Source organism: Streptomyces sp. NPDC021562 (assembly GCF_040640875.1).
Taxonomy (GTDB): Bacteria; Actinomycetota; Actinomycetes; order Streptomycetales; family Streptomycetaceae; genus Streptomyces.
The window spans coordinates 151220-165318 of record NZ_JBFACN010000021.1; the positions used below are offsets into that span (position 1 = coordinate 151220).

Here is a 14099-nt window from a genome sequence, read left to right on the forward strand (position 1 = left end):
CCCGCCGAAGCGGGGCCTTCCTCACACCCTGTGCGTCAGTCCTCGTACGCGTCCAGCGGCGGGCACGAGCACACCAGGTTCCGGTCGCCGAAGGCCTGGTCGATGCGGCGCACCGGCGGCCAGTACTTGTCGGCGGCCGACACCCCGGCCGGGAACACCGCCTCGGCACGGGAGTAGGCGTGCTCCCACTCCCCGCCGAGCGCGGCGGCCGTGTGCGGGGCGCCCCGCAGCGGGTTGTCGTCGGCGGGCCACTGTCCCGCCCCGACCTTGTCGATCTCCGCGCGGATGGCGATCATCGCGTCGCAGAACCGGTCCAGCTCGCCGAGGTCCTCGGACTCGGTCGGCTCGATCATCAGGGTGCCCGCGACGGGGAACGACATGGTGGGCGCGTGGAACCCGTAGTCGATCAGCCGCTTGGCGACGTCGTCGACGCTCACCCCGGTCGCCTTGGTCAGCGGCCGCAAGTCGATGATGCACTCGTGCGCGACCAGTCCGCCGGGGCCGGTGTAGAGCACGGGGAAGTGCGGCTCGAGGCGCTTGGCGACGTAGTTGGCGCTGAGCACGGCCACCTGGGTGGCCCGCTTCAGTCCCTCGCCGCCCATGAGCCGGACGTACGCCCACGAGATCGGCAGGATCCCCGCGGAGCCCCAGGGCGCGGCCGAGATCGGCCCGACCCCGGTCGCGGGCCCGGCGGCCGGCTGGAGCGGGTGGTTCGGCAGGTACGCCGCCAGGTGGGCCCGTACCGCCACCGGACCGACGCCCGGGCCGCCGCCGCCGTGCGGGATGCAGAAGGTCTTGTGCAGGTTCAGGTGGGACACGTCGCCGCCGAAGTGCCCCGGCTTGGCGAGCCCGACCAGGGCGTTCAGGTTGGCGCCGTCGACGTAGACCTGGCCGCCGGCCTCGTGGACCTGCCCGCAGATGTCGGCGACGTGCTCCTCGAACACACCGTGGGTGGACGGGTAGGTGATCATCAGCACCGCGAGCTCGTCCCGGTACTGCTCGATCTTCGCCCGCAGGTCCTCGACGTCGATCTCGCCGTCCCCGGCGGTCTTCACGACGACGACCTTCATCCCGGCCATCACGGCGCTGGCGGCGTTGGTGCCGTGCGCGGACGACGGGATCAGGCAGACGGTCCGCTGCGCGTCGCCGTTGGCCCGGTGGTAGGCGCGTACGGCGAGCAGCCCGGCGAGCTCGCCCTGCGACCCGGCGTTGGGCTGCAGGGACACCTTGTCGTACCCGGTGACCTCGGCGAGCCGCTCCTCCAGTTCCCGGATGAGCGTCAGGTAGCCCTGTGCCTGCTCGGCGGGGGCGAAGGGGTGCAGATGGCCGAACTCGGGCCAGGTGACCGGCTCCATCTCGGTGGTCGCGTTGAGCTTCATGGTGCAGGAGCCCAACGGGATCATGCCCCGGTCCAGCGCGTAGTCCCGGTCGGCGAGCCTGCGCAGGTAGCGGAGCATCGCGGTCTCGGAACGGTGGTCGTGGAAGACGGGATGGGTGAGGTAGCCGTCGGTGCGCAGCAGTGCCTCGGGCAGCGTGTCCTGGGCGACCGCGTCGAGCGCCTCGACGTCGCCCTCGACTCCGAAGGCGGTCCAGACGGCGGCCAGCTGGGCGCGCGTCGTGGTCTCGTCGCAGGCCATGGAGACGTGGTCGGCGTCGACGAGCCGCAGGTTGACACCGTTCTCGCGGGCAGCGGCGACGATCTCGGCCGCCTTGCCGGGCACCCGGGCGGTGAGGGTGTCGAAGTAGGCGCCGTGCACGATCTCGACACCGCCTGCCGTGAGCCCGGCGGCGAGGACGGTGGCGTACCGGTGGGTGCGCCGGGCGATGGCCCTGAGCCCCTCGGGGCCGTGGTAGACCGCGTACATGCCGGCCATCACGGCGAGCAGCACCTGGGCGGTGCAGATGTTGCTGGTGGCCTTCTCCCGGCGGATGTGCTGCTCACGGGTCTGCAGCGCGAGCCGGTAGGCCTTGTTCCCGTCGGCGTCCACGGACACGCCCACGAGGCGGCCGGGCAGGCTGCGCGCGAACTTCTCGCGGACGGCCATGTAGCCGGCGTGCGGCCCGCCGAAGCCCATCGGCACGCCGAACCGCTGGGTGGTGCCGACGGCGATGTCGGCGCCCAGCTCGCCCGGCGAGGTCAGCAGGGTCAGCGCGAGCAGGTCGGCGGCGACGGTGACGAGCGCGCCGAGCTCGTGCGCCTGCTCGATGACGGGCTTGATGTCGCGTACGGCACCGGAGGCGCCGGGGTACTGGATGAGCACGCCGTTGATCTCACGCGCGGCGAGGTCCGCCGGGATGCCGTCGGCGAGGTCGGCGACCACGACCTCCAGGCCCGTCGGCTCGGCCCGGGTCCGGATCACGGCGATGGTCTGCGGCAGCGCGTCCGCGTCGACGACGTAGACGCCCTTCTTGTTCTTGCCCATGCGCAGCGACAGGGCCACGGCCTCGGCGGCGGCCGTGCCCTCGTCGAGCAGCGAGGCGCCGGAGGTGGGCAGCCCGGTGAGGTCGGCGACCGCGGTCTGGAAGTTCAGCAGCGCTTCCAGCCGGCCCTGGGAGATCTCCGGCTGGTACGGCGTGTAGGCCGTGTACCAGGCGGGGTTCTCCATCACGTTGCGCAGGATCACGGGCGGGGTGAAGGTGCCGTAGTAGCCCAGGCCGATCATCGAGCCGAGCACCTGGTTGCGGTCGGCGAGCGAGCGCAGCTCGGCCAGCACCTCGGCCTCGGTGCGGGCGCCGGGCAGTTCCAGGCTGTCGGCGTTCTTGATCACGTCGGGCACGGCGGCTGCCGTCAGCTCGTCCAGCGAGCCGTAGCCGACCTGCGCGAGCATCTTGGCCCGCGCCTCCTGGTCGGGCCCGATGTGACGCTGCTCGAAGGGAATTCCCTGTTCGAGCTCGGAGAGCGTGGGGCGGTGGGCGGTCATTGCGGAGGCCTCCTGGTCTGACGCGACCTTCGAGGGGCACCCCGGCACGGGTACCCCGACGGCCTCCCCCTCTGTCATCTCAACCTGAGAGCTTCGCCGGACGCCCGAGGGCTCCGGCTTGCACCGTCGGTGAGAGCGGACACCGTCGACATCCGCCCTGCTTTCCAGAGTGACCTCGTCCGTGCGGTACGTGGGCCTGAGAGATTCCGGGGAGGATTTGCTCCTTCGGCGCCTCCGGTTTGCCCGAAGGACTCTCCCGCACGGGGTCAGCAGCCGCTTGCCAGCCTACCAGCGGGGGCGGCGCACGGGTCTTCGAGTGGCCGCTGCGTTGAATGTGCTCTTTTGTAGTGCTTACGGATGAGGTGCGAGCAAGTGGAGGGCCCGTGCAGACGGACATCGATCCGCGCAACCTGATCGGCCGCAAGGCGTTCGACCGCAACGGTACGAAGATCGGCACGATCGACGAGGTGTACCTCGACGACGCGACGGGCGTGCCGGAGTGGGCGGCCATACGCACCGGCCTGTTCTCCCGGGACGCTTTCGTGCCCCTGGAGCCCAGCGAACTGGTCGAGGGCACCCTGCACGTCCCCTTCGACCGCGCGTTGATCAAGGACGCCCCGGACTTCGGCGTGGGCCGCCACCTGTCGCCCGAGCAGGAGCTGCAGCTCTACCACCACTACGGCCTGGACACCCCCGTCCCGCCGCGCCCGCACCCGGATCACGACTTCGGCAAGCTGGCGGGCACGGAGGACGCGGGGGCGTGACGTCCGACCGGGGGCGCCGCCGACCCGGTGGCGCCGAACCGACCCCGTGGCGCCGCCCGGCGACCTCGCCCCGCCCTCACCCCGGTCTCCCGCCGGCCCCGTGCAGCCGCACTCCCCGTCCTCCCTCCACCAGCGGCAGCGGATCCGCCGGCTCCAGCTCGGGGTCGTCGACCCGGAAGGTCCGCACCCGTCCCGCCGCCACCGCCCCCGGCGTCTCGAACCGCACCGTCACCCGCCCGAGCCCGCTGCCCTGCACCCATCCGTGCCCGTACTCCGCATGCCGCACGTCGTGTCCCGCCGGCCACCGCCGCTCGGTGACCGCCTCCTGCGGCGCCGCCGGCGCCGCGACGTCGTCCTCGGCCGGGACCGCCTCCGCCGCCTCGCCCGCCGCCTGCGCGAACAGGTCCTCCTGGGTGTAGTCGGCCAGCCCGGTCACCCCCACACCCAGCAGCCGCACTCCCCCTGTCGTGTCCACCGAGTCCAGCAGCCGTGCGGCGGCCTCCCGCACGACCGCCGGGTCGTCGGTCGGCCCCCTGAGCGTCTCCGAGCGGGTCAGCGTCGAGAAGTCGTACCGCCGCACCTTCAGCACGATCGTCCGCCCGGACAGTCCGGCCTCCCGCAGCCGCCGCACGCACCGGTCCGCCAGCCGCCGCACCTCGGTCCCCACTCGCACCCGGTCGTGGATGTCCACGTCGTAGGTGTCCTCGACCGACACCGACTTGGTCTCGCGCTCGGCCACCACGGGCCGCTCGTCGTGGGCGAGCGCCATCGCGTACAGCGCGTGCCCATGGGCCTTGCCGAGCAGCCGCACCAGTTCGTCCTCACCGGCCTCGGCGATCTCGTCGACCGTGGTGATCCCGGCCCGCCGCAGATGGTCCCCCGTCGCCGGCCCCACTCCCGGCAGGGTGCGCACCGGCATCGGCCCGAGCAGCGCCCGCTCCGTGCCGGGCTCGATCAGCACCAGCCCGTCCGGCTTCGCCTGCTCGGAGGCGATCTTCGCGAGCATCTTGGACGCGGCGAGCCCGACGGACCCGCAGAGCCCCGTGGCGGCCCGTATGTCCGCGCGCAGCCGCTCCCCGGCCAACTGTGCCGACGCCGCGTCCCAGGCCGTCCCACCGGCCTCCAGGTCCACGAACGCCTCGTCCAGGCTGAGCGGCTCCACCAACGGCGACAGCTCGTGCAGCAGGGCCATGACCTGCTCGCTGATCGACCGGTACAGCGTGAACCGCGGCACCAGGTACGCGGCGTTGGGCGCCAGCCTGCGCGCCTGCGCCATCGGCATCGCGGAGTGCACCCCGAACACCCGCGCCTCGTAGGACGCGGTGGCCACCACACCCCGTGGTCCGAGCCCGCCCACGACCACGGCCTTGCCACGCAGACTCGGCTTGGACGCCTGCTCCACCGAGGCGTAGAAGGCATCCATGTCGAGATGCAGGATCGTGGGCGCGTTTCTCACATCTCCGATGCTGCACCACGGCACTGACAACGCGCCGGGAGGTCAGACCGCCTTGTTGCGCCGCCTGGCCAGCTCGTCGGCGGGATTGTGCCCGACGAGGGTCTCGCCGGTGTCGACGCGCTCACCGTGCAGCTGGGAGAGCGCGCTTTCCACGTCCCGCCAGACCACGCCGACCGCGATCCCGAAGATGCCCTGACCGCCCTGGAGCAGCGCGTGCACCTCGTCCGACGAGGTGCACTCGTAGACCGTGGCGCCGTCGCTCATGAGGGTCATGCGCTCCAGATCGCGGAAACCGCGTTCCCTGAGGTGCTGGACCGCGCTGCGGATGTTCTGGAGGGAGACGCCCGTGTCCAGGAACCGCTTGACGATCTTCAGGACGACGACGTCCCGGAAGCTGTACAGCCGCTGCGTGCCCGACCCGTAGGCGGGCCGGACACTCGGCTCGACCAGACCGGTGCGGGCCCAGTAGTCGAGTTGCCGGTAGGTGATGCCGGCCGCCGCGCAGGCCGTGGGCCCGCGGTAGCCGATCTCCTCGGTGGCCATGGACGCCGCCCCTCCGCCGCTCGGCACTGCCGTCGGCCGCTGCGGGGTGTGACCGGCTGCGCTGCTGTGAAGCGGGTATGGACCGCTCTCCCCGAAACCGTGTCCGGGGGCACCCCCAGCCGTACCGTCGCCGCTGCTTCTCACGCCGACCTCCGTCCTTGACCTGCCTTCTCGACGGTAGGCAGTCACCAGGGGTGCGTCAACGATCGCCACACTCGGCACGCCGAGTGATAATCACCCTAGGAGTGGTTTCCCGTGCCCCACCGCGGGGAAAGGCTAGCCGAATGCTCTGGCGCAAGGCCGTAGGACGCTCTCAGTGGCCGCTGGCAATTGCCCGTGCGTCGGCCGCGCCGGGCCGGGAACCGGCCCGCCACCGGCCTTCCGGCAGATGCCTTCCGGCAGATGACGGGCCGACCTGTTCTCACTGACTGCTGGTGCCGAAGTCCTCGGGGGAGATCTGGTCGAGGAACTCGCGGAACTTCTCCACCTCGTCCTCCTGCTCGTCCGGGATCGCGATCCCCGCGTCGTCCAGCACCGTGTCACTGCCGAAGATCGGCGTCCCGGTGCGCAGCGCCAGCGCTATGGCGTCGGACGGACGGGCGCTCACCTCGACGCCGCTGGCGAAGACCAGCTCCGCGTAGAAGACGCCCTCACGCAGGTCCGTGATGCGTACTTCGGTGAGCTCCTGGCCGACAGCCTCCAGCACGTCCTTGAAAAGGTCGTGGGTCAGCGGTCGCGCGGGGGCCATGCCCTGCTGGGCGAAGGCGATCGCCGTCGCTTCCCCCGGCCCGATCCAGATGGGGAGGTAACGGTCGCCTCCCACTTCGCGCAGGAGCACGATCGGTTGGTTGGAGGGCATTTCCACCCGGACACCTACGACATCGAGCTCGTTCACACAGCAACCCTAGGCCGTGCCCGGGATGTTTGGGTAGTCGGGCCGGTAACGCGCGCCCGATCCGGCCTCCGCCCGGGTCCTGTCACTTCGGTCACGGCAGCCGCACCCCGAGTGCGATCTGCACCAGCGCGGCGTGCAGCTTCACCGTCAGCGCCGCCAGCTCCTTCGTCCGGGCCTCGGCATGGACCCTGGTCTGCGGATTGCGGTGGCGCCTGAGCGGGGCCACCACCTGGTCCACCAGGCCCGCCTCACGCTCGGCCGCCGCCTTCATCACCCGCAGGTGGCGCGGTTCGATCCCGAACCGCCCCAGCTCGGCCACGAGCGAGGCCACCGTGACCGTCTCCGCGTCGTAGACACCGTCCTCCAGTGGAGCGATCAGCCCGTACGACTCCCACTCCGCGAGGCAGTCCTCGTCGATCCCGGTGGCCGCCAGGAGCTCCTCGCGGCCGATCCGCGCCACCGTGGGCGCCTCAGGCACCGTCGGCACCGCCTCGCCGTCACGCTGCCGCCCCAGCACGGGAAGGTGCACGGCCTCCCCGCGCTCCATGGCGTCCAGGTGCTCCCGGATGACCTTGAGCGGCAGATAGTGGTCCCGCTGCATCCGCAGGACGTGTCCGAGGCGCTCCACGTCCCCGGCACTGAACTTGCGGTACCCGGAGGGAGTCCGTCGCGGCTCGATGAGCCCCTCCGACTCCAGGAAGCGGATCTTGGAGATGGTGACTTCGGGGAACTCGTCGCGCAGCACGTTCAGCACCGTGCCGATGCTCATCAGCCCGGTTTCCGTGGCGGCGGCGCCCTGTCCGGCACCGCCGCTCGGTGTGTGCAGCATGGACCTTCTTCCCTGGGGTCCCCCAGCCGAGGTCCGGCGGGTCAGATGGCCTGCCGGCTCGCGTAGAAGACCAGCCGGTACTTGCCGATCTGGACCTCGTCGCCGTTGGCGAGGGCGACCTGGTCGATCCGCTCCCGGTTGACGTACGTGCCGTTGAGGCTGCCCACGTCGGCCACCGTGAACGAACCGTCCTGGTGACGCCGGAACTCCACATGGCGGCGCGAGACCGTCACGTCGTCCAGGAAGATGTCGCTCTGCGGGTGCCGGCCCGCCGTGGTCAGGTCGCTGTCCAGCAGGAACCGGCTGCCGGAGTTGGGGCCCCGGCGCACCACCAGCAGCGCGGAACCGAGCGGCAGCGCGTCGACGGCCGCCTGCGCCTCGGGAGAGAGCGCCGGCACCTGGGTCTGACCGGTGACCTCGGCGTCGTAGGCCTCCAGACCGGAGATCGAGATCGTGGACGTCGTCTCCGACGCACGCTCGGGAACGGCACCCGCGCGCAGCGGGGCACCACAGTTGGAACAGAACCGCGCGTTCTCCGCGTTGCGGTTACCGCACCTCGTACAAACCAGGGCCGACATGGACGGATCCTCCTGCCGCGGCTGCCCCGCCGGGGCGTTGGACGCGTACGGACCGGAGGAGAACCCTCCACCCGCACCTGAGGTTGACGGTTGCCCGAAACCTATGCCGCCGGACTGGGACGGGTCAACTGACGGCGCGCCCTGACCTCCCGAAATGTCACCCCCCGGACCAGCCACCTGGTCCCGGAACAGAGGACGCTGGCCCTCCGCGTCGGGCTGTGCGCGATGGCGGGCGGTCGCGTTCTCGCCGCCCTCTCGCGCGCTCTTGCCGAACAACTTCGCAAACAACTTCACGGGCGATTCCCCTTGACCGAAACAGACCCGCCCGTGGGGCAGGACGAACCCTGACTGAACGAACCGGCCGACCCGGACAACCTCACAACGTCCGTATCCACCAAACAGTTTCCACCACGCACCGGCTCCCCGGTGCGCCGACCCCCCGCATCCTCATGCCCTCGCCGGACGCCCCCCATGCACCACTGGTTCACTGTGAGGACGACCGAGCGTAGTCAGGCTGCTTCGCCGGTCGCAAGGCGTCCACGACGATCCCGGCCGACCGCTCGACGCCGACAGTCGCCTGTTCCTTCTCCAGGGTCTGCACCACGCCTCCGGGGATGTTGAGAGCCGGTTCGAGGTCCTGCGGTTTGCCGATCACCTTGAAAACGAAGGGCTGGGTGATCTTGTTCCCGTCGACGCTGACACTCTTGCCGGAGTCCGTGAGGTAGGTGCCCGCGATCACCCGGACCCCGTTGACCTGGATCGCCTCCGCGCCGGCCGCGCGCAGCTCCTGTATCGCGTCGAGCAGCATGTCCGCCTGTACCGTCCCCTTCGGGTCGTGGACCGTCATCGTGATGCCAGGACCCTGCGCCGCCACGGTCCCCGCCAGAATGCCGAGTTGCTTCTCCTTCTCGGCGGTCTGCCGACGGGCCTCCGCGGCCTGGTCGGAGCTGCTCTGCAACTCCTGCCGCTGCTTTTCGAGTCCTGTCTTCTCGTCCTCAAGACGCTGCGTGCGGTCATCCAGTTCATCGAGGATCCGGACAAGATCTTCCTGTCGGGCCCCACGCAGCGCGCTGTCGCTGTCGCTGTTCGACGCCACCTGCACGGCGAGCCCGAATCCGAGCCCGAACAGCAGCAGCGCGACGATCAGTTGGGCCCGGCTGACCCGCGGCGGCCACAACCCCTGGACCAGCCGCTGCCGGCCGGTCAGCCCGGTCTCCGGCTTCGGCTCGGCGGCCGGTCCGGCCACCGGCTCCGCCGGGGGCACCTCCGCGGGAAGTTCCCTGCGCAGCCGGTGCTCCGGCCGCTCCTCGTGTTCACCCATGCCGCTCACGCCCGGAAGACATGCCGCCGGATCGCCGCGGCGTTGGAGAAGATGCGGATGCCGAGCACCACCACGACACCCGTGGACAGCTGCGAGCCGACGCCCAGCTTGTCGCCCAGGAAGACGATCAGCGCGGCCACCACCACGTTGGACAGGAACGACACCACGAAGACCTTGTCGTCGAAGATCCCGTCGAGCATGGCCCGCAGACCACCGAAGACGGCGTCGAGCGCCGCGACGACGGCGATCGGCAGATACGGCTCGACGACCGCCGGAACCTCAGGACGGACCAGCAGTCCGGCCACGATGCCCACGACGAGGCCAAGTACGGCGATCACGATGTGCCCTTCTCAGTCTTCTCGGTGTACGGCTGTGCAGTACGTACGATCACGCTCGGTGCGGCCGGAAGCCGGACGTCGCTCTCCGTGGCGATGGTCGCCCGGATGTCGAAGTTGTCCTCCAGGGCATGCAGATACAGCCCGTCCGGGCTGTCCTGGAACCTGGAGCCGAGCCTTTTCCCGTCCCCCACCGCCAGCACCGTGTACGGCGGCACCAGCGGCCTGTTGTCGACCAGTATCGCGTCCCCGGCGGCCCTGATCGCGGACAGGGCGGTCAATCGCTGACCGTTGACGGCGATCGCCTCGGCACCGGAGGCCCACAGTCCGTTCACGACCCGCTGCAGGTCGTGGTCGCGCACCCGACCGGTGTCGGAGAACCCGGAGGTCTCCCGGGGGTTGCCGGCGTCGCCCCCCGACGAGGCCTCCTTGGCGTCGTTCACGACCAGCTTCACACCGGGGCCGTGCACGGCGGTGGCACCCGACAGGACGCCCACCAGGTCCGCCTGCCCGCTGCCACCGCTCGCCCTCAGCGCCGACCGCTGCCGGTCGCTGACGTCGTCCCGCAACGCGTCGACGTCGCTCTCCAGCTTGTCCGCGGCCGTCGTCTCACGGTCGATGCGGTCGATGAGCTCCTGGCGCTCCTTGGCCACGACGGGCGCCGTCACCCGCGCCTGCGCCGCTCCCACGGTCACCACGAGCGCCGCCAGCACCAGACCGCCCGCGAGCCCCAGCCGGGCCCGGAGGGTCCTGGGCATGCCGGCACCCTCCCCGCGGGCCCGCTTGCGGGCCGCCGCCTCGGCGTAACCGTCGTCGAGGCTGTGATCCATGACGTTGGTGATCAACGACATGGAGGCGTCCGGGCGCTGCGGCCGGGGGACGCTGCTCCGAACGGGGGGTTGCTGCGGCATGCCGCACATCGTCGCATGTCGCGACCAGTACCTCCGAACGGCCCCACCGACGTGCCGGACAGGCCCCCTTGGGGACACTTGTCCGGCACGCGCGCGTGCGGCCGCTCTCTACCGTCCGGCGCTGTCCACGATCGCCGCCCACTCGTCCAACAGGGCCTGCGCGGAGGCGTCGTCGGGCCCCTCCGCCCACAGGTGGGTGACCGCCTCGGCCGGGTCGGGCAGCACCATCACCCAGCGCCCGTCGGTCTCGACGACCCGCACGCCGTCCGTGGTGTCCACGAACCGGTCACCGGCCGCCTCCACGACACGCCGCATGACCAGGCCCTTGACAGCCCACGGCGTGGCCAGGTCCCGCTTGAGGACGTGCGCCCGCGGGATCCGCGCGTCGATCTGGCTGAGCGTGAGCTGTGTCCGCGCCACCAGACCGATGAGGCGTACGAAGGCCGCCGTGCCGTCATAGACACTGCTGAACTCGGGGACGATGAACCCGCCCTTGCCGTCACCACCGAAGATGGTGCCTTCCTCACCGCCCACGCGCGTGAGGTCGTCGGGAGAGGTCGTCGTCCACTCGACCTGGGTGCCGTGGTAGGCGGCCACCTGCTCGGCGATGCGGGTCGTGGTGACCGGGAGCGCCACCCGGCCGCTGCGCCGCTCGGCGGCGACCAGGTCCAGCATCACCAGCAGTGCCCGGTCGTCCTCGATGATGCGGCCCTTCTCGTCCACCAGGGACAGCCGCTCGCCGACCGGGTCGAACCGCACCCCGAACGCGGCTCCGGAGGACGCCACGATCTCACCGAGGCGCACCATGCCGGCCCGCCGCTGTTCGGCCGTCTCGGTGGGCCTGGCCTCGTTGAGACCGGGGTTGATGGTCAGCGAGTCGACCCCGAGCTTGCCGAGCAGGCTGGGCAGGACGAGCCCCGCGCTGCCGTTGGAGGCGTCCACGACGACCTTGAGGCCCGATTCCAGGATCCCGGTCGTGTCGACGTTCCGCAGCAGCGCGCCCGTGTACGAGTCGAAGACGCTGGCCGGGAAGTACAGGTCGCCGATCTCCCCGGGGAACGCGCGCCGGTACTCCTGCCGCGCGAAGATCCGGTCCAGTTTGCGCTGGCTGGCCTGCGACAGGTCCGCGCCCGCTCCGTCGAAGAACATGATGTCGACGGAGTCCGGTACCCCGGGCGAGGTCCGGATCATGATGCCGCCCGCACTGCCCCTGGCGGTCTGCTGCCGCGCCACGGGCAGTGGCACGTTCTCCAGGTCCCGGACGTCGATGGCACTGGCCTGGAGCGCCGAGATGACCGCCCGCTTGAGCGCGCGGGCGCCACGGGAGTGGTCACGGGCCGTCGTGACGGTGGAGCCCTTCTTCAGGGTCGTCGCGTACGCGCCGGCCAGCCGCACGGCCAGTTCCGGCGTGATCTCGACGTTCAGGATCCCGGAGACACCGCGGGCCCCGAACAGATGCGCCTGCCCGCGCGACTCCCAGATCACCGACGTGTTGACGAACGCGCCGGCTTCGATGGTCTTGAACGGATACACCCGGACGTTGCCCTGAACGATCGATTCTTCGCCGATCAGGCACTCGTCACCGATGACCGCCCCGTCCTCGATCCGGGCGGCCCGCATGATGTCGGTGTTCTTGCCGACGACGCAGCCCCGCAGGTTGCTGTGCTGCCCGACGTACACGTTGTCGTGGACAACGGCACGGTGCAGGAAGGCACCGCTCTTGACGACGACGTTGGATCCGACGACGGTGTGTTCCCGGATCTCCGCGCCGGCCTCCACCTTGGCGTAGTCGCCGATGTAGAGCGGCCCGCGCAGTTCGGCGTCGGCGTGCACCTCGGCACCTTCGGCGACCCAGACGCCGGGCGATATCTCGAAGCCGTCGATGTCGACGTCGACCTTGCCCTCCAGGACGTCGGCCTGCGCCTTCACATACGACTCGTGCGTGCCGACGTCCTCCCAGTAGCCCTCGGCGACGTAGCCGTAGATGGGCTTGCCTTCCTTCATCAGCTGCGGGAAGACGTCGCCGGACCAGTCGACGGGAACGTCGGCCTCGACGTAGTCGAACACCTCGGGTTCCATCACGTAGATGCCCGTGTTCACCGTGTCGGAGAAGACCTGGCCCCAGGTCGGCTTCTCCAGGAAGCGCTCGACCTTGCCTTCCTCGTCGACGATGGTGATGCCGAATTCCAGTGGATTGGGCACACGCGTCAGGCACACCGTGACGAGCGCGCCCTTCGCCTTGTGGAAGTTGATCAGTTCGGTGAGGTCGAAGTCGGTCAGTGCATCGCCGGAGATGACAAGGAAAGCATCGTCCTTCAACGCCTCTTCGGCGTTCTTGACACTTCCGGCGGTACCGAGTGGCTTCTCCTCGTTGGCATAGGTGAGCTCCATGCCGAGCTCTTCGCCGTCACCGAAGTAGTTCTTGACCAACGATGCCAGGAACTGCACGGTGACCACGGTCTCGGTGAGCCCATGCCTTTTGAGCAGCCGCAGCACGTGCTCCATGATCGGCCGGTTGACGACCGGAAGGAGCGGCTTGGGCATGCTGGAGGTCATGGGGCGAAGGCGTGTGCCTTCACCACCGGCCATCACGACGGCCTTCATGTCGGAAGCGTCCTCCTCTAAGAGATGACGGTCTAGCCGACTTCACCCGTCAAGATTGTCCCGCACTTTTGCGCTGCGGGCCATCGAGAGGAATCGAGAGCCACTACGTCCGGACAATCGCCGAGCTCAATCGGCTGTGGCGTCCGCACGAACCAGACGGCGGACCTGCACCACGTAAAGCACTCCTGCCCACCAATAGAGGGTTGTACCCCATCCGGCGAACGCCCATCCGAAAACTGCAGCGAGTGACGAGATCCAGCCGGTTCCGTCACTGAGCAGCAGGAGCGGGAACGCGTACATGAGATTGAAGGTGGCGGCCTTGCCCAGGAAGTTCACCTGAGGCGGCGGGTAGCCGTGCCGCCTAAGGATGCCCACCATCACCAGCAGCATCAGTTCGCGCAGCAGGAGCGCGGCCGTCAGCCAGAGCGGCAGGATCTCGCGCCAGGTGAGGCCCAGCAGCGTCGACAGGACGTAGAGCCGGTCCGCGGCGGGGTCGAGGAGCCGGCCGAGGCTGCTGATCTGGTTCCAGCGCCGGGCCAGCTTGCCGTCCAGGTAGTCGCTGACGCCGCTGAAGAGGAGCACCAGCAGGGCCCAGCCGTCGCTCTTGGGCCCGCCGAACTCGGGCCGCAGGATCAGCCACAGGAAGACGGGTACGCCGACGAGACGCGCCATGCTGAGGATGTTCGGGATGGTGAGTACCCGATCCGTCTGGACGCGGGTCTCCTGGACCTCCACCCGGGGGCCTCCTGTGGTGGGAAACGAGCCAACTCTGCCCCCTGACCTTACCTCAACGCAAAAAAGCTCTGGCTCTTGGGCGTGCAGCCCAAGAGCCAGAGCTCTAAAAGGAGTTCGGCGGCGTCCTACTCTCCCACAGGGTCCCCCCTGCAGTACCATCGGCGCTGTGAGGCTTAGCTTCCGGGTTCGGAATGTAACCGGGCGTTT

General features: G+C 70.0%; 12 protein-coding genes, 1 rRNA gene and 1 riboswitch. Of the genes, 1 reads left to right on the plus strand and 12 read right to left on the minus strand.

Annotated features, from left to right (window positions below; genetic code table 11):
- Positions 1–35: 35 nt before the first annotated feature.
- On the minus strand, positions 36–2921 hold the full coding sequence (gcvP, locus tag AB0G52_RS29550) for an aminomethyl-transferring glycine dehydrogenase (RefSeq protein ID WP_361340302.1): 2886 nt from the start codon (positions 2919–2921) through the stop codon (positions 36–38).
- 174 nt (positions 2922–3095) lie between these two features.
- A riboswitch (glycine riboswitch) is annotated at positions 3096–3190 on the minus strand.
- 114 nt (positions 3191–3304) lie between these two features.
- On the opposite strand from gcvP, the gene AB0G52_RS29555 reads away from it, so the two are divergent.
- Positions 3305–3685 (plus strand): PRC-barrel domain-containing protein, encoded by a 381-nt coding sequence (locus tag AB0G52_RS29555; protein WP_207921654.1) that lies wholly within the window; start codon positions 3305–3307, stop codon positions 3683–3685.
- A 76-nt stretch (positions 3686–3761) separates the two neighbouring features.
- On the opposite strand, the gene AB0G52_RS29560 is transcribed toward AB0G52_RS29555, so the two are convergent.
- The 11 genes from AB0G52_RS29560 to rrf all read right to left on the minus strand — a co-directional run.
- Positions 3762–5141, minus strand: coding sequence for a DNA polymerase IV (locus AB0G52_RS29560; protein WP_132887719.1), 1380 nt, complete (start codon positions 5139–5141; stop codon positions 3762–3764).
- A gap of 42 nt (positions 5142–5183) precedes the next feature.
- A complete protein-coding gene (locus AB0G52_RS29565; protein ID WP_132887718.1) occupies positions 5184–5828 on the minus strand; it encodes a MerR family transcriptional regulator in 645 nt (214 codons plus the stop codon).
- 277 nt (positions 5829–6105) lie between these two features.
- A complete protein-coding gene (locus AB0G52_RS29570) occupies positions 6106–6579 on the minus strand; it encodes a bifunctional nuclease family protein (protein ID WP_037684412.1) in 474 nt (157 codons plus the stop codon).
- Positions 6580–6670: 91 nt separating this feature from the next.
- On the minus strand, positions 6671–7408 hold the full coding sequence (locus tag AB0G52_RS29575) for a MerR family transcriptional regulator (RefSeq protein ID WP_132887717.1): 738 nt from the start codon (positions 7406–7408) through the stop codon (positions 6671–6673).
- Between the two features lie 41 nt (positions 7409–7449).
- A complete protein-coding gene (locus tag AB0G52_RS29580) occupies positions 7450–8280 on the minus strand; it encodes an FHA domain-containing protein (protein ID WP_207921653.1) in 831 nt (276 codons plus the stop codon).
- Between the two features lie 190 nt (positions 8281–8470).
- Complete coding sequence (locus AB0G52_RS29585; protein ID WP_132888138.1) at positions 8471–9307, minus strand: DUF881 domain-containing protein; 837 nt, start codon at positions 9305–9307, stop codon at positions 8471–8473.
- A 5-nt stretch (positions 9308–9312) separates the two neighbouring features.
- Positions 9313–9645 carry a small basic family protein gene (locus AB0G52_RS29590; protein ID WP_132887715.1) on the minus strand — a complete coding sequence of 111 codons (333 nt, stop codon included), beginning with the start codon at positions 9643–9645 and terminating at the stop codon, positions 9313–9315.
- Positions 9642–10553 (minus strand): DUF881 domain-containing protein, encoded by a 912-nt coding sequence (locus tag AB0G52_RS29595; RefSeq protein ID WP_361340310.1) that lies wholly within the window; start codon positions 10551–10553, stop codon positions 9642–9644. Before AB0G52_RS29595 ends, AB0G52_RS29590 begins: the two co-directional genes overlap by 4 nt.
- A gap of 108 nt (positions 10554–10661) precedes the next feature.
- A complete protein-coding gene (locus tag AB0G52_RS29600; RefSeq protein WP_132887713.1) occupies positions 10662–13157 on the minus strand; it encodes a mannose-1-phosphate guanyltransferase in 2496 nt (831 codons plus the stop codon).
- Between the two features lie 126 nt (positions 13158–13283).
- Positions 13284–13892 carry a CDP-alcohol phosphatidyltransferase family protein gene (locus AB0G52_RS29605; protein ID WP_132887712.1) on the minus strand — a complete coding sequence of 203 codons (609 nt, stop codon included), beginning with the start codon at positions 13890–13892 and terminating at the stop codon, positions 13284–13286.
- A gap of 112 nt (positions 13893–14004) precedes the next feature.
- Positions 14005–14099, minus strand: a 5S ribosomal RNA gene (gene rrf, locus AB0G52_RS29610); the annotation flags it as partial.